At 32.2% G+C, this 19,955-nt stretch carries 21 protein-coding genes and 1 other RNA gene; 10 read left to right on the forward strand and 12 right to left on the reverse strand.

All coding sequences use genetic code 11. The features are described from left to right. Positions 1 to 89 precede the first annotated feature (89 nt). The 4 genes from OZP07_RS11555 to OZP07_RS11570 all read left to right on the forward strand — a co-directional run bounded on the left by OZP07_RS11555 (position 90) and on the right by OZP07_RS11570 (position 4,246). Positions 90 to 1,061 carry a deoxyhypusine synthase family protein gene (locus OZP07_RS11555; RefSeq protein ID WP_194640636.1) on the forward strand — a complete coding sequence of 324 codons (972 nt, stop codon included), beginning with the start codon at positions 90 to 92 and terminating at the stop codon, positions 1,059 to 1,061. 94 nt (positions 1,062 to 1,155) lie between these two features. Continuing rightward, entirely contained in the window at positions 1,156 to 1,560 is a 405-nt protein-coding gene (locus OZP07_RS11560) for a DNA primase (RefSeq protein WP_194640635.1), read from the forward strand. A gap of 84 nt (positions 1,561 to 1,644) precedes the next feature. Then, positions 1,645 to 3,756 (forward strand): DNA helicase RecQ, encoded by a 2,112-nt coding sequence (gene recQ / locus OZP07_RS11565; protein ID WP_281635192.1) that lies wholly within the window; start codon positions 1,645 to 1,647, stop codon positions 3,754 to 3,756. 4 nt (positions 3,757 to 3,760) lie between these two features. Then, positions 3,761 to 4,246 carry a DNA-deoxyinosine glycosylase gene (locus OZP07_RS11570; protein ID WP_281635193.1) on the forward strand — a complete coding sequence of 162 codons (486 nt, stop codon included), beginning with the start codon at positions 3,761 to 3,763 and terminating at the stop codon, positions 4,244 to 4,246. Here OZP07_RS11570 and OZP07_RS11575 read toward each other — a convergent pair. From OZP07_RS11575 to OZP07_RS11590, 4 genes are all read right to left on the reverse strand, one after another. Next, a complete protein-coding gene (locus OZP07_RS11575) occupies positions 4,243 to 4,764 on the reverse strand; it encodes a DinB family protein (protein WP_281635194.1) in 522 nt (173 codons plus the stop codon). The two genes, OZP07_RS11570 and OZP07_RS11575, sit on opposite strands and share 4 nt — an antisense overlap. 45 nt (positions 4,765 to 4,809) lie before the next feature. Continuing rightward, positions 4,810 to 7,395 carry a phosphoenolpyruvate carboxylase gene (locus tag OZP07_RS11580; protein WP_281635195.1) on the reverse strand — a complete coding sequence of 862 codons (2,586 nt, stop codon included), beginning with the start codon at positions 7,393 to 7,395 and terminating at the stop codon, positions 4,810 to 4,812. Between the two features lie 87 nt (positions 7,396 to 7,482). Continuing rightward, positions 7,483 to 7,962 (reverse strand): Lrp/AsnC family transcriptional regulator, encoded by a 480-nt coding sequence (locus tag OZP07_RS11585; RefSeq protein WP_024981770.1) that lies wholly within the window; start codon positions 7,960 to 7,962, stop codon positions 7,483 to 7,485. 76 nt (positions 7,963 to 8,038) lie between these two features. Then, positions 8,039 to 9,193 carry a M14 family metallopeptidase gene (locus tag OZP07_RS11590; RefSeq protein WP_281635196.1) on the reverse strand — a complete coding sequence of 385 codons (1,155 nt, stop codon included), beginning with the start codon at positions 9,191 to 9,193 and terminating at the stop codon, positions 8,039 to 8,041. 310 nt (positions 9,194 to 9,503) lie between these two features. On the opposite strand from OZP07_RS11590, the gene OZP07_RS11595 reads away from it, so the two are divergent. Beyond that, positions 9,504 to 9,956: a helix-turn-helix transcriptional regulator gene (locus OZP07_RS11595; RefSeq protein ID WP_281635197.1), complete on the forward strand. Its 453-nt coding sequence runs from the start codon at positions 9,504 to 9,506 to the stop codon at positions 9,954 to 9,956. A 133-nt stretch (positions 9,957 to 10,089) separates the two neighbouring features. On the opposite strand, the gene OZP07_RS11600 is transcribed toward OZP07_RS11595, so the two are convergent. Further along, positions 10,090 to 10,659, reverse strand: a complete 570-nt coding sequence (locus OZP07_RS11600) for a 1-acyl-sn-glycerol-3-phosphate acyltransferase (protein ID WP_281635198.1) — start codon at positions 10,657 to 10,659, stop codon at positions 10,090 to 10,092. Between the two features lie 64 nt (positions 10,660 to 10,723). On the opposite strand from OZP07_RS11600, the gene OZP07_RS11605 reads away from it, so the two are divergent. Further along, the gene (locus OZP07_RS11605; protein ID WP_281635199.1) at positions 10,724 to 11,389 is read left to right on the forward strand and encodes a spermidine synthase; all 666 of its coding nucleotides are present in this window, start codon (positions 10,724 to 10,726) and stop codon (positions 11,387 to 11,389) included. 21 nt (positions 11,390 to 11,410) lie between these two features. On the opposite strand, the gene kdsB is transcribed toward OZP07_RS11605, so the two are convergent. The 5 genes from kdsB to OZP07_RS11630 form a co-directional block, all read right to left on the reverse strand. Beyond that, a complete protein-coding gene (kdsB, locus tag OZP07_RS11610) occupies positions 11,411 to 12,139 on the reverse strand; it encodes a 3-deoxy-manno-octulosonate cytidylyltransferase (protein ID WP_281635200.1) in 729 nt (242 codons plus the stop codon). Positions 12,140 to 12,208: 69 nt separating this feature from the next. Then, a complete protein-coding gene (locus OZP07_RS11615) occupies positions 12,209 to 12,478 on the reverse strand; it encodes a Txe/YoeB family addiction module toxin (RefSeq protein ID WP_281635201.1) in 270 nt (89 codons plus the stop codon). Beyond that, the gene (locus tag OZP07_RS11620; RefSeq protein WP_281635202.1) at positions 12,469 to 12,675 is read right to left on the reverse strand and encodes a DUF2683 family protein; all 207 of its coding nucleotides are present in this window, start codon (positions 12,673 to 12,675) and stop codon (positions 12,469 to 12,471) included. The genes OZP07_RS11615 and OZP07_RS11620 overlap by 10 nt, the downstream gene beginning before the upstream one ends. Positions 12,676 to 12,751: 76 nt before the next feature. After that, positions 12,752 to 13,582, reverse strand: a complete 831-nt coding sequence (gene ygiD / locus OZP07_RS11625; RefSeq protein WP_281635203.1) for a 4,5-DOPA-extradiol-dioxygenase — start codon at positions 13,580 to 13,582, stop codon at positions 12,752 to 12,754. Positions 13,583 to 13,690: 108 nt separating this feature from the next. Further along, positions 13,691 to 15,115, reverse strand: a complete 1,425-nt coding sequence (locus OZP07_RS11630) for an ATP-dependent DNA helicase (protein WP_281635204.1) — start codon at positions 15,113 to 15,115, stop codon at positions 13,691 to 13,693. A gap of 550 nt (positions 15,116 to 15,665) precedes the next feature. Here OZP07_RS11630 and OZP07_RS11635 point away from each other — a divergent pair. Continuing rightward, positions 15,666 to 16,478 carry a DUF3822 family protein gene (locus OZP07_RS11635; RefSeq protein WP_194640622.1) on the forward strand — a complete coding sequence of 271 codons (813 nt, stop codon included), beginning with the start codon at positions 15,666 to 15,668 and terminating at the stop codon, positions 16,476 to 16,478. Then, positions 16,475 to 17,077 (forward strand): RsmD family RNA methyltransferase, encoded by a 603-nt coding sequence (locus OZP07_RS11640; RefSeq protein ID WP_281635205.1) that lies wholly within the window; start codon positions 16,475 to 16,477, stop codon positions 17,075 to 17,077. The genes OZP07_RS11635 and OZP07_RS11640 overlap by 4 nt, the downstream gene beginning before the upstream one ends. 69 nt (positions 17,078 to 17,146) lie before the next feature. Here the strand turns inward: OZP07_RS11640 and rnpB are convergent. Continuing rightward, positions 17,147 to 17,472, reverse strand: an RNA gene (gene rnpB, locus OZP07_RS11645) — RNase P RNA component class A. Between the two features lie 186 nt (positions 17,473 to 17,658). On the opposite strand from rnpB, the gene OZP07_RS11650 reads away from it, so the two are divergent. After that, the gene (locus OZP07_RS11650; RefSeq protein WP_281635206.1) at positions 17,659 to 17,967 is read left to right on the forward strand and encodes a hypothetical protein; all 309 of its coding nucleotides are present in this window, start codon (positions 17,659 to 17,661) and stop codon (positions 17,965 to 17,967) included. On the opposite strand, the gene OZP07_RS11655 is transcribed toward OZP07_RS11650, so the two are convergent. Then, positions 17,964 to 18,860 carry an IS982 family transposase gene (locus OZP07_RS11655; protein ID WP_281635207.1) on the reverse strand — a complete coding sequence of 299 codons (897 nt, stop codon included), beginning with the start codon at positions 18,858 to 18,860 and terminating at the stop codon, positions 17,964 to 17,966. The genes OZP07_RS11650 and OZP07_RS11655 overlap by 4 nt on opposite strands. A 215-nt stretch (positions 18,861 to 19,075) precedes the next feature. On the opposite strand from OZP07_RS11655, the gene OZP07_RS11660 reads away from it, so the two are divergent. Further along, the gene (locus OZP07_RS11660) at positions 19,076 to 19,870 is read left to right on the forward strand and encodes an RMD1 family protein (protein ID WP_281635208.1); all 795 of its coding nucleotides are present in this window, start codon (positions 19,076 to 19,078) and stop codon (positions 19,868 to 19,870) included. Positions 19,871 to 19,955: the final 85 nt, after the last annotated feature.

Below are 19,955 nucleotides of genomic sequence, written 5' to 3' on the forward strand. Positions count from 1 at the left end.
ATATTTATAAATTTCTTTTATTTGTAAATCAAAATCTCACTTACCCTTTTGAGCAGTAAACAAAAAAGAAAAAAAAAGAAAAAAAGAATATGAGTAAAGGACCAATCAGTCAGTTTATTGAAAAGCATTATCTGCATTTCAATTCTGCATCTTTAGTTGATGCCGCAAAAGCTTATGAGCAGCAGTTGGCCAATGGTGCAAAAATGATGGTAACTATGGCCGGTGCTATGAGTACCGCCGAAATTGGAAAGATTTTTGCCGAAATAATTCGTCAGGATAAAGTCCAGATTATTTCTTGTACAGGAGCAAACCTTGAAGAAGATATCATGAACTTGGTGGCACATTCACATTATGAAAGAGTACCTCACTACCGTGATCTAACTCCTCAGGATGAGTGGGATTTATTGGAAAGAGGATTGAATAGAGTCACTGATACTTGTATTCCTGAGCATGAAGCATTCCGCCGTCTTCAAAAACATGTTTACAAAATTTGGAAAGATGCTGATGATAAAGGAGAAAGATATTTTCCTCATGAATTCATGTATAAAATGTTACTTTCTGGTGTTTTGGAAGAATATTATGAAATTGACTTGAAAGACAGCTGGATGTATGCGGCGGCTGAGAAAAATTTACCTATTATTGTTCCTGGATGGGAAGACAGTACAATGGGAAATATTTTCGCATCGTATGTGATTAAAGGAGAATTGAAAGCTTCTACCATGAAATCGGGTATCGAATACATGACTTTTTTATCCGATTGGTATACAAAAAATAGTTCTAATGGTGTTGGATTCTTCCAAATTGGCGGTGGTATCGCTGGTGATTTTCCTATCTGTGTTGTACCAATGTTATATCAGGATATGGAAATGCATGATGTTCCATTTTGGAGTTATTTTTGCCAAATTTCAGATTCAACAACCAGCTACGGTTCTTATTCCGGAGCAGTTCCTAATGAAAAAATCACTTGGGGTAAACTAGATATTAAAACTCCTAAATTCATTATTGAGTCTGATGCTACTATTGTGGCTCCATTAATTTTTGCATATTTGTTAGATCTATAATAATTATTTATGAAATCGCCAAGATAGAACTTGTTGCAAATACAAATGAGAATCTGGCGATACCATGTTTCAATAAAAAAAATATTAGCTGCACATGAAAAGAGTAATAGTTGATTACGCCAAATTGACCAACGAAATTTTAAATCTTTTGGTCGAAAAATTCCCTGATGGATATGATGATTCAGATATCATTCGATTTAGAAATGCTAAAAATGAATTGGTAGAAGCTGTTGAAGTTAGAACTGAAGATACAATTTATTTAGTAAAAGTAAGCACCAAATTGGCTGATAGAATTGGTAATTATGAAGATGATGATGAAATTGATGATGTTGTAGAACCAATCAGCGGTTTAGAATTAGATGTTGAAGATGAAGATGCAGATGATGACGATGATGATGAAAATTTAGATAAGCCGGATGTTGATGGTGATGATGACGATGAAGATGGTGATGACAAAGATATCGCTGATGACGATGATGATGAAGATGACGAAGATTAATTCTATAAGTTTATAAAAAAATTAAAGGAACTCGCAATTGAGTTCCTTTTTTTATTAGATTTAGATTTCTAAATATACGCCAACATGACAACAGAAATTTTACACGCCAAACTCAAGGAAAATTTTGGATTTGAAAAATTCAGACCCAATCAGGAAAACATTATTAATAGCATTCTTTCCGGAAAAGATGCTCTCGCCATCATGCCAACTGGAGGTGGAAAATCAATATGCTTTCAGCTTCCTGCCCTAATTCTTCCAGGAATTACAATTGTGATTTCGCCATTGATAGCCTTGATGAAAGATCAGGTTGACAGTTTAAAATCCAATGGAATTCCTGCTTGTTATATCAACAGCAGTCAGTCTTCAGAAGAACAGGATTTTCATATTCAAAACCTAAAAGATAAAAAAGTCAAACTCGTATATGTAGCGCCGGAAAGTCTGTCATTTTTAGAAAATGCTTTTAGCCAGATAATTGTTAGTCTCATTGCAATTGATGAAGCACATTGCATATCTGCTTGGGGTCACGATTTTCGTCCGGCTTACACCAATTTAGGTTATCTCAAAAACCGCTTTCCTTCTACTCCAATCTTAGCTTTGACTGCAACTGCTGATAAAGCAACCCGTACTGACATCTGCAAGCAATTAGAATTGAAGGAACCCGAAATTTTTGTAGCATCTTTTGACAGGAAAAATTTGAGTCTTGAAGTCAGACCGGCTTTAGACCGTGTGCAGCAGATTATTGATTTCATAAAAAATAAACCGAATGAATCGGGTATCGTATATTGCCTGAGCCGGAAGACCACAGAAGAACTTTCTGAAAAACTTCAGAAAAAAGGAATAAATGCAAAAGCTTATCATGCAGGCTTGGACAACAAAATGCGTTCTAAAACTCAGGACGAATTTATCAATGATGACTGTCAAGTTGTTTGTGCAACCATTGCTTTCGGAATGGGAATTGATAAATCTAATGTCCGCTGGGTAATTCATTATAATCTGCCAAAAAATATTGAAGGCTATTATCAGGAAATTGGAAGAGCCGGCCGTGACGGTTTGCCGTCCGAAACCGTTTTATTTGAAAGCTACGGTGACATGATTCAGCTGCAAAAATTTGCCTCTGAAGGATTAAACGCCGAAGTACAGCTGGCCAAATTGGAGCGGATGAAACAATATGCTGATGCACTGAGCTGCCGCAGAAAAATACTGCTTTCGTATTTTGGTGAATTGGTAACTGAGAATTGCGGTAATTGTGATATCTGCAAAAACCCTCCAGCATTTTTTGACGGAACTATTATTGCTCAAAAAGCTTTATCGGCAGTTGCACGCCTTCAGGAATCTGAAGCGCTGCCTGTAATTGTGGATTTTTTGAGAGGTTCAAAAAATGCTTCCATTTATGACAAAGGCTACCAAAATTTAAAAACTTACGGAGTTGGTGCAGACTTATCATGGTACGACTGGAATCAATATCTTATTCAATTGATCAATTTGGGATATTGCGAAATTGCTTTTCATCAACAGAATAAAATAAAATTGACCACTTTTGCCAAAAAAGTATTATTTGACGGCGAAAAAGTAAAGCTGACGACTGTTCAAAAAATGAATAAAGAAAAAGCTGAAGCTAAAACTGTTAAAACAAAATCAGCTGTAAATTCTCTTTTTGAGTTTCTTAGAAAACTTCGTACTGAAATTGCAAAAGAAGAAGCAGTTCCAGCTTATGTAATTTTTAGTGATGCAACTTTGAAACAATTAGAAATTCACCGGCCAATGAGCGACTCTGACTTTTTAGCGATTGATGGAGTTGGAAAAGCAAAATTGGAAAAATACGGTGACGTTTTTATTAAAGCAATTATTGAATTTGAAAATATAAAAAAAATAAGAGCAAAAAAAGAAAGTTCAACTTATAAAGAAACTTTGGAACTATTTCAAAGCGGAATAAAAGTTGAAGAAATTGCAATAAAAAGAAAATTGGGAGTTGCAACTATAATTTCGCATTTAGCTAAATTATACAATGACGGTCATCCAATAAATTTGAGAGAATTTATAAATGATCAGGAAATTGCAAAAATAGCGGAAGCAAAAATAAAACTGGAATCTCCAAATGCTTTGAAACCTTATTTTGATTTTTTTGAAGAACAAATTTCGTATGACAAAATCAGGGTTGGATTAACAATACTCGAAAAAGAAAACTTAGTATTCTAATTTTATGGCAATATATTCTTTTCCATATTTTATTGATTCCAATACCAAGGTATTAATTTTGGGAACTATGCCTGGAGCTATGTCTCTTGAAAAACAAGAATATTATGCACACCCAAGAAATCATTTTTGGAAAATAATCTGTACACTATTTGATGCATTGCCAATTCCAGTAAATTTTGAAGAAAAAATTAAAATTCTTAAAGAAAATAAAATTGGGATTTGGGATGTCCTAGAAAATTGTGAAAGAAAAGGAAGTTTAGACATTCACATTAAAAATCATAAAGAAAATGATTTTGAAAATTTATTTAAGCAATTTCCAAAAATCAGAAATATCATTTTTAATGGAAAACAGAGTCATACTTTTTTTATAAAGAAGTTTGGAAAAATTGAAGGCATCACCTATCATGTGATGCCTTCAACTAGCCCAGCTAATACTATGACTTTTGAAAATAAATTAAAAATCTGGACAGAATGTTTTAAACAAAACTAATTGTTTAAATATCTTTCTGCGAAAATTCTCTGATGATGTTTAAGATGACCAAGGAGTATAAAACCTATGGCTCTTACTGAAATTTCATGATTTGATGCAGTCCCTATTCTTCTTAGCTGTTCATCTGAAAAACTTTTGAACATCAGTAAGTTAGAATGTCTTACCGCTGAGAATTCAGTTAATAAATCCTGAATACTTCTGCTTTTGGCATCAGTATTGTCAGCATAATCATTTTCTTCAAAACCAGGCAATGATGTTTTATCATTTCTGGAAATTCTCAGAGCACGATAACTAAAAATTCTTTCAGTATCAATAATGTGCTGAATAATTTCTTTGATGGTCCATTTACCTTCGGCATAACTGTAATCAAATTTGTCCAAAGGAATATTTTGGACAAATTTGATAAAATCATGCAAACTAATTTCTAATTCTTCAAATAATTCAACATTTTCTAATGCTTGTATGTAGGTGGCATTAAATTTTGAATATTCATCTACTGGCAATTGATTGGAATTCATAATGACAATTTTTTTGAATTTAGAATTTAATTTTGCTTTAATATTTTAAGCTGAATTTCTGCTTGCATTAGTATTTCCAAAAAGTGAACGGGTCACAATTTTTTCATATACTTTTATTAAGTTCAAATCAGGGTTTTCTGCTTTGTTAAGTTCGCTTATTTTTAATAATGCATATTGCTGTATTGTTAACAGCGGCAACACAATACGCTCTCTCATCTGAATAGAAGCTATACCATCAGGATAGTTTTCCATTAACTGAGCATGACCGGCAATTTTTAATAACAATCTTTTTGTTTCCAAAAATTCATCATAAATAATCTGCCAAAATGCACCAAATTCAGGATCCTTACTCATATAAGCAGTCAATGGGAAAAATGATTTAGCCAATGACATCATACTGTTTTCAAGGAGTGTTCGGAAAAATAACGAACTATCATATAGATTTTGTGCTTTCTCCCATTGATTGGTATCTTCAAAATGTTTCAGTGCTGAGCCAACACCGAAAAATCCAGGTACGTTTTGTTTTAACTGACTCCAGGAACCTACAAACGGAATTGCTCTTAAGTCAGCAAAATCAAGTGTTTCAGATTTGCTTCTTTTAGATGGACGGCTTCCTATATTTGTTTTTGCATAATATTTCAAAGTACTCATCTGTTCCAAATAAGGAATAAACTTAGGATGGTTTTTGAAATTCAAATATTTGTTATAACCCAATTCAGCCATCTGATCTAGGATTTCTTTATCTTCAGCAGATAATTCATTTTGTCCTAAATTGAAAACCTGATTAGCAACACCAGCACTCAAAAGGTTTTCTAAATTATAGCGGCAAGAATCTAAAGTTCCAAAATTTGAACTAATGGTTTGTCCTTGAATTGTAATCTGAATTTCGTTATTCTCAATATTTGGTCCAAGCGAAGCGTAAAATTTATGTGTTTTTCCGCCACCACGTGCAGGAGGTCCACCGCGTCCATCAAAGAAAATTGCATTTATTCCATATTTTCTTGACATTTCTGTCAAAGCTTCTTTTGCTTTATAAATACTCCAGTTCGCCATTAAATAACCACCATCTTTTGTTCCGTCAGAAAAACCTAGCATTATTGTCTGCTTATTGTTTCTGTTTGCCAGATGCTGAGCATACTCAGGGTTTGTATATAATGTCTCCATCACTAAATGGGCATTATGCAAATCATCTACCGATTCAAAGAGCGGGATGATATCTACTGTAGCATTTTCCCAATTGCATAATTTGAACAAGGCAAAAGTTTCCATGACATTAAGTGCACTTTCATTATTACTAATGATATAACGGTTGGCACCAAATTCGCCATTGTTCTGTTGAATTGTCTTAATAGATTGAATTGACTCAATAGTTGATCTTGTCATTTCATTTTCAAAATCAGTGGCATCAAGATTCCCTTTTAATGTAGACAATACTTCCAATTTTTTTTCATCTGTTAATTGGAAATAATCTTCTGGAAAAATATTTTCTTTTGATTTTGAGTAATAATCTACAATATCATAAAAAACACTTTGGTGAATTTTACTATTTTGTCTAATATCCAAAGTAGCAAAATGGAAACCGAATAAATTGATTCGGATAAGCAGCGCATCTATTTGGTCAACATAAAGTGACTGATGCTGTTCAATTATTATGGTTTTTATTTTGTTCAGCTGTAGTTTAAACTCATCAAGAGTTATGAAAATATCTCCTTTAGAATAGAAAACGGAACGGTATAATTTTTGTTCAAGTTCCATTACCAATGAATCTACAACTGGGAAAGTCAGTTTTCTTTTTAAATTTCGAATTTCAAAATAATAACATTTTAAAATAGAAGTTCTTAAACGTTCAGCAACTTTCAGAGTGATTTCGGTAGTTACGAATGGATTTCCATCACGGTCACCACCTGGCCAGAAACCAAGTTTAATCAATGGATTTTTTATAGATTCCCCTTCAAAAACATTTTTTTGCAGGTAATGAACCATTTCTCCAGAAGTGTTATAAAAAACATTTTCCAAATACCAGATTAAGCTTACTGCTTCATCAAAAGGATTGGGTTTCTCGTTTTGAATAAAAGGAGTTTTTCCTAATTGAGCAAGTAATTGTTTGATTTCCAGTAAATTATTTTTACGGATTGCCTCTGTCAAATCGTTAATAATTCCTAAAACAGCACCAGGATAAAATTGAGTTGGATGTGCAGTTAATACAGTACGCACATTGAAGTTTTCTAAGAAATCGATTAACTCTTCCTTGTTTCCTCTTACATCTGATTTTTCTTTTATATCACGCAGTGAACCTCTTCCCTCCATGTTATTTACGACAGGAAAAGCGGCATCTTCAATTGCATCAAACAAAACAATCTGACGTTCAATGTATTGTATAAAATGAAACATCAAATTAATTTTATCTTTCTCAGAATCACTGTGCATGTATTTATCTGAAAAGAAATCAAATATTTCAGTAGGAGTCTTTTGTTTTTTGAAACCACTATCACAAAGTTCTGTGAAAATAGGTAATAAAACACCTGTATTATCCACAGAATCAAAAGGTAATGTTATAAAAACACTATTGTAAATATGGTATTTAGATAAAACATTTTCATTAAAACGTTCTATTTTTGGTAACGTATACATAATTAGACTATTAGTTTATTGGTTAATCTAACATAAAAAAACCCCAAGGTTACACTTGAGGTTATATTTACATATAGCATTCAAGATTTACATTTCTTTGAAAATGGTATGCATCAAACGCTTTTTATCATTAATGCTTTCTTCAAGAGAAATCATAGTTTCTGTTCTATAAACACCCTCGATATCATCAATCATAAAAATAACATCTTTTGCATGTTTAGTATCTTTTGCTCTTATCTTGCAAAAAATATTGAACTTACCTGTAGTTACAGAAGCTACAGTTACAAATGGAATCTCATTAATACGCTCTAAAACGAATTTTGTCTGTGAAGTATTGTTAAGAAAAACACCTACATAAGCAATAAATGAATATCCTAATTTATCATAATCAAGGACTAAAGAAGATCCCATGATGATACCTGCATCTTCCATTTTTTTTACCCTAACATGAACCGTTCCAGCTGAAATCAATAATTTTTTAGCAATGTCTGTAAACGGAACTCTTGTGTTGTCTATCAACATATCTAAAATCTGGTGATCTACTTCATCTAAACGAAACTTACTCATAATTCTTTTATTATATGGTTATTTGCTATTAAAAAAGTTAAAATTATAAATAAAAATTAAATAATCGGCAAAAAAATCATTTTTTTATCTTTCCATTAAGAAAAAATACTTTTTTATCAAAATTAAAATTGGCAATTTGTCCAATTTTTGGCAGATTATCAAAATCATCTTGATATAAAGCTCCTTTAGCATCGTACTCGAAATGACCGAAATATTTCTTTAAATCTCCTACTTCAACTATGTAAGCATTAAAATTTAATTTGTTATCGATTAACTCTTCTTTATATTGAGCCACAAAATTGGTGATTATTTCATTACCATCATAATTTATTTTGACATTTTTGTATATAAAATCAAAAAAAACAACATTATTCTGAGGAATGTTTAAATATTTATCATTTCTATTATCAACTATAACGTTTTCGTTGAGAATAATGAAACTTGTAAGCAATGACATGAATACGAATTTTCTTGTTTTTTCTCTTTCGTAATCATCAGGATAATGCCCGGCCTCGAATAATATTGTTGGAACACCTAAATATTGAAAGGTATCACCAATACAATTAATGTTAAATGAATCATCAAATCGTCCTATTTGGCCAGGAATATAATTTTGTAATACTTCAGTAATGCCAGCGATTAGATTTATAGCTTTCAAACGTGATTCATTTACCTCTCTTTCTTCATTGTAAGAAGGTGCCAAAAAAGAAACTGTTGCAGGTTTTCCAGTATCAGCAACTCCAAAAATAGTGCGCTGATCGTGAAGGTTAAAACAGTAATCCGGTTTGAAATCTTCAAATACCGCTCTTAATATCTTACTCTCCGGCTGAGTAAGATTCTGAGAGTCTCTATTCAAATCAATATTGTTTGCATTGGCTCTAGTGTATAATTTAGCTCCGTCCGGATTCAACATCGGGATACAGTAAAAAGTAAAACGATTTAAAAGGTCTTTGGCTAAATCCGATCCATTATTTAAAAGATTCATAAAATCGAATAACGCTTTGGTCGTCGTACTTTCGTTTCCATGCATTTGTGACCAAAGATAAATTTTGGTTTTACCTGATCCTTTTTGATAGCTGTATATTGGTTTTCCTAAAACCGATTCTCCAATAATAGTTACATCCTTTTTTAAAGATTCTTTGTTTAATAATGGCTCAATATTTTCTAAAGTTATATAACGCCCCTGTATTGTGTTTTCTTTATTTTGATTAAATAAAAGTTCTAAATCCATGTTTTATAATTTGATTTACAAAAGTAAACATCTTTATTTTTACATTTGTAAACTAATGATTTTTTATTTTTTTTAAGTTTGTAAACACCTATTTTAATAATGGAAATAAATATTTATAACTTGAAAAAATATAAAAGTAAACTTTATGTATCAACATATAAAATTCAAAATATCAATTCATTGAATGTCTTTATTTAAACTATTTAATTATATAGTTTATCATTCAATTTATATTTGGCCTTTGGAATTTAGGTGATTACATAAGATTTGGTTACATTTGTAAATGAGTTAATTTTAAATTGAATTCACAATGGTAAACACGGATGATTTCATAAAAAGATTAGAAATAATACTGGAGTATTACAGTCTTAATGCTTCTTCATTTGCAGATAAAATTGGAGTGCAGCGTTCCAGTTTGTCTCATTTGCTTTCAGGCAGAAATAAGCCAAGTCTGGATTTTATTTTGAAAATTACTGATATTTTCCCTGATGTAGACTTGTATTGGATATTGAAGGGGGCGGGAGTTTTCCCAAAGAAAATAGAAGAAAAAGATAATTTAAATTTAGATTCTGCTGCTACAAATTTTGACAGCCCTACTCCAATTGATTTATTTTCTCAAGTTTCTGTTTCGCCAGAATCTAAGTTTGATTCGAAAAAAATAAAACAGATGGAATCTTTTACTGAAAGTGAAAATCCTGATGAAGTAGAAAAAATAGTATTTTTTTATAAAAACGGAACATTCAAGATTTATTCTCCAAGTTAATTTAAAATTTCATTAGACAAATATTTTCTATGAGCTTTTATAAGGAGCATATTTTCAATTTTAAAAATATCCCACAATTTACGAGAATTGAATATTCTGAACCAAGAGCCAAGAAAAAAAATCTATGCGATTCTCAGCAAGTTGAATCTTGAGAAATTTTATATCCGTTTTCTGGTATTTTTCCTTTTGCTCCAATAAAATGTTTGTTCAAATGAATTAGGTCTGGTTCAATATTACCTGTAGGATAAAATGCATTTCCAAAATCTACAGTTTTCTTTTCAAAATTTATCGATACTGGTATAATTGGCACATTTGCTTTTACGGCGATGTAATAAAATCCAGTTTTGAGATGTTCTACTTTTTTGCGTGTACCTTCAGGAGAAAGTCCTAGTCTAAAAGTTTCTTTGGAATCAAATATACTGACTATAGAATCTACTTTGTTTAATCCTCCTGTTCTGTCTAGCGGAGAACCTCCTAAAGATTTAAAGAAGGAACCAAAAGGAAAACGGAATAATTCTTTTTTTCCAACCCAATTAATATCTGCTCCGATTGCTCCTTTACAAATAATAGCAATATAAAAATCATGCCAGCTTGTATGAGGCATTACCATCAAGACGCTTTTTTTTATTTCCCTGTCAATATTGCCTTCTATTTTCCAGCCCATTATCTTTTCAAAAAACCATCTGCAGATTTGTCTCTTCATTTGTTCTTAGTTTTTACAAATTAAATAATTAAATGTCTTATTTTTGAAAAAAACCAATAAATTAATGTTTCGCAAATTATTAAGTTACATCATACCCATCAAAATTTATACAACTAAATCTAAACTAAGTAAAACTATTGAAGTTACATGGGCCAATGGCGAGCTAGTTCTTGATTCAGAAAATACCAATTATTCTTATGGCAGTCTGCAGCGTATTCTGAGAATCGGATTAAAACACTTAGGATTTGATAAAATTGTAAAAATGAATCAAATATTAGTCCTAGGCGTTGCTGGCGGCAGTGTGATTAAAACATTAGTTGACGAAATTCATTTTGAAGGACAAATTACCGGTGTTGACATCGATCCGGATATTATTAAAATTGCAAATAAATACTTCAGTCTTAATGAAATCAAAAATTTAAACATTGTGATTGATGATGCTTTTGAGTTTGTGTTGAAAACTAAAGACAGATACGATCTTATTATTATCGATATTTTTCAAGATACTAAGATGCCTAATTTTCTGTTTGAAAACTATTTTGTAAACCGAATTTGCTTTTTGCTCAAGAGTAAAGGAATCGTTCTTTTTAATACGATGTGTCTGTCGCGAGAAGATAATTTAAGAAATCAAAATTTCATTAAGGACTTTTGCGACGAATCCTACAAAACACAGACCATTCCTAGAGTTGAAGTTCACAATGAATTAATTATTATCGAAAAATTAAAATAAAAAATACTTCTTTGAACTAAATCAAAGAAGCATTTTTCTTGCTTTTTCTAAATCCTCAGCGGTATCTATTCCGATTCCGATGTGATTGGTTTCTACCATTTTAATTCGTTTTCCAAACTCCAGATAACGCAGCTGTTCCAGTTTTTCGGAAGCTTCCAGAGATTTCATCGGCAAACTGTAAAAATCCAATAAAGCCTGTTTTCTGAAAGCATAAATTCCGATGTGTTTCATATAGCGAACGCCTACATTTACTTCTCTTGGATATGGAATCACCGAACGCGAAAAGTACAGTGCAAAACCATCTTGGTTTACGACTACTTTTACATTGTTTGGATTATTAATATCGGCTTCATCTTTGATTTCGCACATTAAAGAGGCTAAATCTACTTGTTTTGTGGTATCATTTTTGAAAACTTCGATAACTTTTTTCAATGGATCTGCGTCAATAAACGGTTCGTCTCCCTGGACATTTATTACAATATCTACATCCAGATTTTCAACAGCTTCGGCAATTCGGTCACTCCCCGATTCGTGTTCCTTGATACTCATAATGGCTTTTCCACCATTGGAAACAATTTCGTTATAAATTAAATCGGAATCGGTTACCACAAAGACATCATCAAATAATTGAGTATTTATGGCTGCTTCGTAGGTTCTTAAAATTACCGTTTTGCCTCCTAAATCCTGCATTAGTTTTGCGGGAAATCGTGTGGATGCGTAACGGGCGGGAATGACTGCTATTATTTTCATTTTTAAATAATTATTTTTTTATGTCAATAAAAACAAACCCCACTTATTTGGAGTGAGGTTTTATAATTTTTATAAATCAGTATAATGTCCTTTTAAGCTATGTATTAATAAAACGGAATCATCAATAATTTCATAAACAATACGATGTTCATCATTTATCTTTCGAGACCAAGTTCCTAATAAATTGTATTTCAAAGCTTCAGGTTTACCAATTCCTGTGAATGGAGTTTTCTTTATATCTTCGATTAGAAGCTGAATCTTTTTTTGAATAGCTTTATTTCCTGATTTCTTCCAAAATTCTAAATGTTCAAGAGCTTTTTTTGTGAATTTTACTTCCATAAATCCTCAGTGGAAATAGTAGTACACTCGCCTCGTTTATATTGTTCTCTGCCTTCTTGAACTGATTTTACAAAATCAGGATTATAGGGACTATCTTCTTCTTGTATCGTAACATTTTTAACTCCTTTTAGATGTTCCAAAAGTGTTTTAACAAACGAAATGTGTTTTTCATCGACTTCAATGGTTATTGTACTCATACAAAATGACTTTTAATCTTACAAAGATAATAAAAAACAATCTTTTTTAGAACCAATTATTCCTTGGGTATCTGCACTACATAATCCTCACCGAAGTCATACTCAACGACCCTCCTACCAATTTATCATTAAACAAACTCAATTCTTCTGATTTTCCTTTTAATCCCAAAGTATAAATTAAAGGCAAATAATGATCAGGAGTAGGAATGGAAAGTTGGAAAGCTTTGCTCTGTTTTTCAAAATCAATAAGCGGTTGGAAATCGCCATCGATTAAGTGTTTATTGATAACTTCTCTAGCTTCAAAAGCCCAATCGTAGCCATAATTGTCGGTATTTATGTTTCTGAAATCGACTAATCTTAAGTTGTGAATGATGTTTCCGCTGCCAACAATCAGAATACCTTTGGTTCGTAATTCACTTAATTTTTGCGCCAATTCAAAATGATATTGCCCCGATTTTGTATAATCGATACTCATCTGAATTACAGGAATATCAGCATCGGGATATAAATGTTTAATTACACTCCAGGCACCGTGATCCAATCCCCAATGATGATCTAATTCGACAGCTGTTGGTGATAATAATTCCTTAGTTGCGGTGGCCAGTTCGGGACTTCCTTTGGCAGGATATTGTACTTCAAATAATTCTTGCGGAAATCCTCCAAAATCATGAATCGTGCGAGGCATTTCCATAGCGGTAACCTTAGTCCCGTTGGTAAACCAATGTGCCGAAATACACAAAATTGCGTTTGGTTTAGGCAAGGTTTTGGCCAAATTCCTAAAACCGGTCACAAACTGATTTTCTTCGATGGCATTCATTGGGCTTCCATGTCCCAAAAACAATACAGGCATTTTTTCGGTATTCGAAAATGCCCCTGAAATTTTATGTAAATCGTTTAGAGTGTTCATGATAAAACCATTTATTGTTTTTTTAAACCATTAAGAAATTAAGGCTATTAAGTTTTTATCATTGCAACTTAATGAATCCTTAATTTCTTAATGGTTAATTTTTTAAAATTATTCCACAAAACTATCGTCTTTAAATCCTATCAAATATAACTTATTTTTGGCTCTTGTCATAGCGGTGTACAACCATCGAACATAATCCCTGTCGATGCCGTTTGGTAAATACGGTTGCTCAATAAACACAGTATTCCATTGCCCTCCCTGCGATTTATGGCAGGTAATCGCATAGGAGAATTTAACTTGCAACGCATTGAAATATTCGTTTTCCTTTACTTTTTGGAACTTTTTATACTTTGTGGTTTCGCTTTCGTAATCTTTCATTACTTCCTGATACAATCTGTTTGATTCTTCAAAAGTCAACGAAGGTGATTCGCTTTTAATTGTATCCATCAAAAGTACGGTTTCAAAAGGTTTTTGGTCGGGATAATCAATCATTCGGATTTTTACTTTGGCGAATTTAAAACCGTATAATTCTTTGATTCCAAACATTTCCAAAACTTCAATGATATCACCATTGGCAATAAATCCTGCTTCATCAGAGTCTTTTAGCCAAAAATAATTATTCTTCACCACCATCAAAAAATCGCCTGTGGACAATTCGCTCTCTTTATCAAGGATTTTTGACCGAATCTGCTCATTGTATTGATTCGCTCTTTTATTGGAACGAACAATAAAAGCAGTGTCTTCGATACTGTAATTACTGTAGGCAGAATGAATCGCATCCTGAATGTCGTAGCCATCAACCAAGCGCACAATATCTTTGAATTTCCTAACATTAAACTTGAATTCCGATATAAAACTGTCCTTTAATAACTCTCTCAATTCGGTTGCGTTATGCAAAATTCCTGAGCTTTCTTCCTGACGCATTACTTCATCAAGTTCAATATGTTCTACTTCTTTATTGTAATGAATACTTAAAGTGTTAATATCCAAAGCAGGGCTTATGTCCAAATTTACCGGTGGCAACTGAGCGGTGTCTCCCAAAAGGATCATTTTACAATTGGTTCCCGAATATACATAGGAAATTAAATCATCAAGCAATGAGCCGTTTTCATATAATTTGGAATCCGAATTGGCGTCCGAAATCATCGAGGCTTCATCAACTATGAAAATCGTGTTTTTATGTTTATTGGGTTGCAAAGTAAACGAAACTCCTCCACCTGAATTTTTCTTTGGGAAATAGATTTTTTTATGAATTGTAAAAGCGGGTTTGTTCGAATAATTGGCAATTACCTTCGCCGCGCGTCCTGTTGGCGCCAACAAAACGGACTTTTGATTATTATCCAATAAACTGTTTACAATTGTCGAAATCACGGTAGTTTTTCCCGTTCCTGCATATCCTTTCAAGACAAAAATGGTGTCATTATAACTATCTGTCAGGAAAATGGCGATTTTCTGAAAAAAAATATCCTGATTATATGTCGGCTGAAAAGGAAATTTTTTCTGTAAATGGCTATAAAATGAGGAGGAATTCATCAGGAACATTTTATTGCAAAGTAAGGCTTTTTCAATGGCAATATCAATTGCAATGACAAAAATCAAATTCAATATCAATATCAATAGTAATAGCAATAGCAATGACAATGTCAAAATCAATTAAATGGCAATAGTAAAGTGTTTGAAAATTTAAGTCAAATAATATTCAATTGATTTTTACACAATCTTGTCATTCCGTAGGAATCGCACGTTTGTTATTTGCTTTGTGTGAGATTCCTTCAGGAATGACAAATCTTTATAGATATTTCTTTGTCGAAATCTCGTTATGAAAAACTAAACTTGTCGCTAGCCCAGATAGCAGTGGAAATCCTTGTATGCCGGGTTTCGGCATGCAAGATTGCAGCGGATAGCTGGAGGATGCTTGAGAAAAAAACAAATGTTCTGCTCTAGAAAAAAATAAACACCAATTATTCTATAATTTTATTTAATTTTTGAATTTGTCATTGATATTGTGATTGTTATTGATTTTTGAAATTGCAATTGATATTGCCATTGAAATTCGTAAGTTTGCATTGTTGCAAAAAATACTATGAACATTAATATAACCGATAAAAAATACAAAAAACTTTCCATTCAGGTTTCACTGACGGGACTTTCTTTTTGCTGTTTTGATACTCTTCATAACAGGATTACGTCGATAAACGAAATCCATTTTGATACTTTTCATAAATCGACCAAGATTGAGGAATTGTTTTCGAACGCTTTTCGGAATTATCCGGAATTGAATGACAGTTATGATGAAATTCTCGTGATTCATAATAACAATCTTTCAACCTTTGTTCCCACTGCCCTATTTGACGAAAATTTTATGGGAAGTTATCTGCAGTACAATACAAAGGTTTTTGAAACCGACTTTTTTGCATTTGATGAAATCACTAATTATCAAATGAATGCGGTTTATATTCCTTATGTAAATATCAATAATTTTTTCATAGACCAATTTGGTTCATTTGATTACAAGCACGCCAATACTATTTTGGTTTCCAGACTTTTGGATGCATCCAAAAACAATGATACCAAGAAAATGATTGTGCATTTTAATCCCGGTCATTTTGAAATTATTGTAATTCAGAATCAAAAACTGCTTTTGTTCAATTCATTCGAATACAAAACCCCTGAGGATTTTATTTATTATCTGCTTTTTAGCGCCGAACAATTGAATATGAACCCTGAGAGTTTTCATTTAGAATTATTAGGAGCAATTTCAGAAGAAGATGATTTTTATAAAATTGCTTTCAAATACATTCGAAACGTTTCTTTCTTTGATGTAACTAATTTGCAGAAGAGCAATACTTTTTCAAGAGCTCAAAACCAACAACATTTTATACTTTTTAACTCATGAGAATCATATCCGGAAAATACAAAGGAAGACGCATTTTTCCGCCAAAAGGCTTGCCCGTTCGACCTACAACCGATATGAGTAAAGAAGCATTATTTAATGTTTTGAATAATCATTTTAGTTTTGAAGGCCTTAAAGTATTGGATTTATTTGCCGGAACTGGTAATATCAGTTATGAGTTTGCTTCGAGGGGAAGTTTTCCAATTACTTCTGTCGATGGTGATTTTGGCTGTGTAAAATTCATCAAGCAAGTTTCTGCCGAATATGATTTTAGCATTGCAGCGACCAAAAGTGACGTTTTTGCTTTTATAGAAAAAAACAAAACGACTTACGATATTATTTTTGCTGATCCGCCTTATGGTCTGGATCAAAAGACTTTTGAAAGAATCGTTTTATCTATTTTCGAAAAAGGATTGTTGAACGAGGAAGGCATGATGATTATTGAACATTCAAAATATACCAAATTAGATCATTTGATTAATTTTTCTTTCCAGAAAAGTTATGGAGGTTCTATCTTTAGTTTCTTCGAATTGGACTCTGCCGAAGAGGAAGAAATTGATGATGAGTCTAATCGAAAAGACACTGAAGAAGACGAAGGTTAGTTTTTAACAGCTAAATAAGAAAAAGACCCGATAGGTATCAAAAACCTGTCGGGTCTAAATGTATTTTTCAAAAAATGCAGACCTATAAGCCGGATTCTGTTCACGCTATCACTAACGATACCTTACCATTTATCTAGATCTTGAATTACTTCAAGACTCAAGCTATCTACCCTTCAGCAACGGACGAGAAGCCCTTAAATGCTGATATACTTGATATTTCACCACATAGAGTTTACCTGGTTTCACTACAGCATTACCTGTACATACTTTCTGTTGCACTTGTCCTAATCACGTTCTAAAACGTAACCGACGGGTGTTACCCGCTATGCTTCTCTATGGTGTCCGGACTTTCCTCCCTTCCGATGAATCGGAACGACGATAAGGCGGTCTGCGGTACAAATCTACAACATAAATCAAGGTTTGTCAAGAATACCGCTTTTACTTTAACAAGTCCTTTACAACATATTAAAAATAAAATAGTTACCTTTATTAGATTCTAAATTTTTGAGCTTCTAAGTTTCAAAGCTTTTAAACCTATGAATCTTTTTTATTAGAAAATTAATAACTCAGAAACTAAAAAAATGAAACCAACCTATCATTATACAACAGTTTTGGAAGCTTTGAATGATTTGAAAGAAAAAGGATTTGATTATGATTTCAATCTTTATTTTGAAGGTATTAAATCAAATCCTCATTACTATACGGTAGAACATGTGTACCGATACGAAGGTGATACAGATCCAGACGAAGAATCTGTTGTTTATGGAATAATTTCAAGATCTGGTAAAAAAGGAGTTTTTGTGGCTGGTTTTTCGGCTAATTCTGATAATGAAGCACGTTTGATTTTGGAAAAATTATATATAGAAAGCTATAAACCTGAACTCGATTAATAAAATACAGCCAATTGGTTAGTTTTAATCGTTTCGTATTTCAAAGAAGGTTTTTTAGGCAGAAAATTATAAGCAATTATTCCAGCGATAAGATTTGACAAAAAGTTGGTAAATGAACGATGTCTAGAATGTTCAACTTGGCAAATATTTTTAAGTTCATCGTTAACCGTTTCTATTATTGAACGTTTACGGAGTAAAATTTTATCACTCATTTCCATCAAACTATTTTTCATATTATTTCGAATACTTGTAATTAATTGGATTCCATCAACAAATAATAATTGAGAGAGTTTCTCGCTTATATATCCTTTATCACCAAATAGTTTTCCGAAAATAGCATTCAAAAAGCCCTCATTTTTCAGTGGCTCTCTATCATCTACGTTGGCTTGAGTTACAGCAAAACTTAACAATTCTCCTTTGTCATTAATGATGATGTGGAGTTTAAACCCATGAAACCAGCCCATTGTAGATTTCCCTGTAGTGGCAATACCTTTAAAAACTTTGTTTCTACTGATTCGTTTGTTTTTACAAACTCTAATTGGTGTTGAGTCTACAAACGAAATGCCTGTGCAATTGCCTAAGCAACAGGTTTTGGCAAAAATTGTCATTGGCAAAAGAACACTTTGCATTAGTTCTAAAAAGCGATTATAAGAAACTGTATTAGGAAATTCATTTTGCATATGCTTTTGGACATAAAAAATGTAATAATGCTTGAAACAGCGAAAACCACTCAAATGAAAAAGTAAATAAATTGTAATTACTTCTGATTTTGACATAATCGAAGGACGTTTGGAAGGTTTTCCTAGCAGAAAAGACTGTGTGGTTTTATCAAAATCTTTGCAAAATTCATCAACAATAGAAAAAATATCTGTAATTTTATCAAAACAAATCATAAGGTAGAGTTTAGTTAAATATTTAATTGTCAGAAATTTAAATATACTAAATTTTACCTTTTTCTACAAAATTTTCAACCAAAATTATTAATCGAGTTCAGGTTATAAAGAATAATAGAAACAGCGAAGCAAATCTTTTTGTTTAAAAAACAATCGAATTTACATTTCAATCTATAAACCAAAATTTTTGGTTTATAGATTGAAAATATGTGTTTATGGAAAAAACTAATTTCATCAAAATTGAAGCCATTCAGATTGCAGAAGCTTTTAACATTAAAAAATTAAGGACTGAATTTGAGATTCAGCCTCATTCGAGTTCGCCATCTGAGATTTTTTACACTTACACAAATAAAAAGCGCTACCTCTATATTTTTGATTATGGCGTGGTAGTTTTTGCAAATTTTACAGCACCCAAGAAAAAGGAGTTTATTGATTTTGTCAAAAATTATGCTTCAATAAATGTTGATCTGGATTTATTTGAAGAATACCGCATAGAAATTGACGAAAACATTCCAAAAGCAGTTATCAAAAATGATTATGTTTCGGTTCCTCATGTTGATGCTTCGGTGATGAAGATCGTAATGCTCAATATTGCACAGTCAGTTGCTCTGGACTATTATGAAGCGCTTACAGATGATCTTATTACTTCGTCTAAAAAGTACATTCAGGAATTGGAACGCCGGGGAAAACTGAGTATTTCTAAAAAAAATCTGCTCAAATACATCGGGAAAGTTCTGAATGTAAAAAACAGTATAGTTGATAATCTGTATATTCTTGATGACCCAAATTTGGTTTGGGACAACGAAGAACTGAATTTATTAAACCGGTATTTGAAAGCCAATTTTGATATTAATCCGCGTTTTAGGGATCTTGATTATAGATTGGGTATTGTAGAAGAAAATTTAAAACTTTTTACTGATGTTCTGAATGTTAATGAAAGTTCCCGATTGGAATGGATTGTGATTATATTGATTTTTATGGAGATCCTGATTGCGTTATTATTTCATTGATTTTATTGAAATATAAGTTTTAATTATTCTCGCAAAGACGCGAAGCCACAAAGTTAAGGTTAGTTTTTCTTTGTGGCTTCGCGTC

The organism is Flavobacterium marginilacus (assembly GCF_026870155.1).
Taxonomy (GTDB): Bacteria; Bacteroidota; Bacteroidia; order Flavobacteriales; family Flavobacteriaceae; genus Flavobacterium; species Flavobacterium marginilacus.

Excerpts from the sequence above, each read along its gene's own strand:
- OZP07_RS11555 (WP_194640636.1), top strand. The coding sequence starts at position 90 with ATGAGTAAAGGACCAATCAGTCAGTTTATTGAAAAGCATTATCTGCAT.
- OZP07_RS11560 (WP_194640635.1), top strand. The coding sequence starts at position 1,156 with ATGAAAAGAGTAATAGTTGATTACGCCAAATTGACCAACGAAATTTTA.
- recQ (WP_281635192.1), top strand. The coding sequence starts at position 1,645 with ATGACAACAGAAATTTTACACGCCAAACTCAAGGAAAATTTTGGATTT.
- OZP07_RS11570 (WP_281635193.1), top strand. The coding sequence starts at position 3,761 with ATGGCAATATATTCTTTTCCATATTTTATTGATTCCAATACCAAGGTA.
- OZP07_RS11575 (WP_281635194.1), bottom strand. The coding sequence starts at position 4,764 with ATGAATTCCAATCAATTGCCAGTAGATGAATATTCAAAATTTAATGCC.
- OZP07_RS11580 (WP_281635195.1), bottom strand. The coding sequence starts at position 7,395 with ATGTATACGTTACCAAAAATAGAACGTTTTAATGAAAATGTTTTATCT.
- OZP07_RS11585 (WP_024981770.1), bottom strand. The coding sequence starts at position 7,962 with ATGAGTAAGTTTCGTTTAGATGAAGTAGATCACCAGATTTTAGATATG.
- OZP07_RS11590 (WP_281635196.1), bottom strand. The coding sequence starts at position 9,193 with ATGGATTTAGAACTTTTATTTAATCAAAATAAAGAAAACACAATACAG.
- OZP07_RS11595 (WP_281635197.1), top strand. The coding sequence starts at position 9,504 with ATGGTAAACACGGATGATTTCATAAAAAGATTAGAAATAATACTGGAG.
- OZP07_RS11600 (WP_281635198.1), bottom strand. The coding sequence starts at position 10,659 with ATGAAGAGACAAATCTGCAGATGGTTTTTTGAAAAGATAATGGGCTGG.
- OZP07_RS11605 (WP_281635199.1), top strand. The coding sequence starts at position 10,724 with ATGTTTCGCAAATTATTAAGTTACATCATACCCATCAAAATTTATACA.
- kdsB (WP_281635200.1), bottom strand. The coding sequence starts at position 12,139 with ATGAAAATAATAGCAGTCATTCCCGCCCGTTACGCATCCACACGATTT.
- OZP07_RS11615 (WP_281635201.1), bottom strand. The coding sequence starts at position 12,478 with ATGGAAGTAAAATTCACAAAAAAAGCTCTTGAACATTTAGAATTTTGG.
- OZP07_RS11620 (WP_281635202.1), bottom strand. The coding sequence starts at position 12,675 with ATGAGTACAATAACCATTGAAGTCGATGAAAAACACATTTCGTTTGTT.
- ygiD (WP_281635203.1), bottom strand. The coding sequence starts at position 13,582 with ATGAACACTCTAAACGATTTACATAAAATTTCAGGGGCATTTTCGAAT.
- OZP07_RS11630 (WP_281635204.1), bottom strand. The coding sequence starts at position 15,115 with ATGAATTCCTCCTCATTTTATAGCCATTTACAGAAAAAATTTCCTTTT.
- OZP07_RS11635 (WP_194640622.1), top strand. The coding sequence starts at position 15,666 with ATGAACATTAATATAACCGATAAAAAATACAAAAAACTTTCCATTCAG.
- OZP07_RS11640 (WP_281635205.1), top strand. The coding sequence starts at position 16,475 with ATGAGAATCATATCCGGAAAATACAAAGGAAGACGCATTTTTCCGCCA.
- OZP07_RS11650 (WP_281635206.1), top strand. The coding sequence starts at position 17,659 with ATGAAACCAACCTATCATTATACAACAGTTTTGGAAGCTTTGAATGAT.
- OZP07_RS11655 (WP_281635207.1), bottom strand. The coding sequence starts at position 18,860 with ATGATTTGTTTTGATAAAATTACAGATATTTTTTCTATTGTTGATGAA.
- OZP07_RS11660 (WP_281635208.1), top strand. The coding sequence starts at position 19,076 with ATGGAAAAAACTAATTTCATCAAAATTGAAGCCATTCAGATTGCAGAA.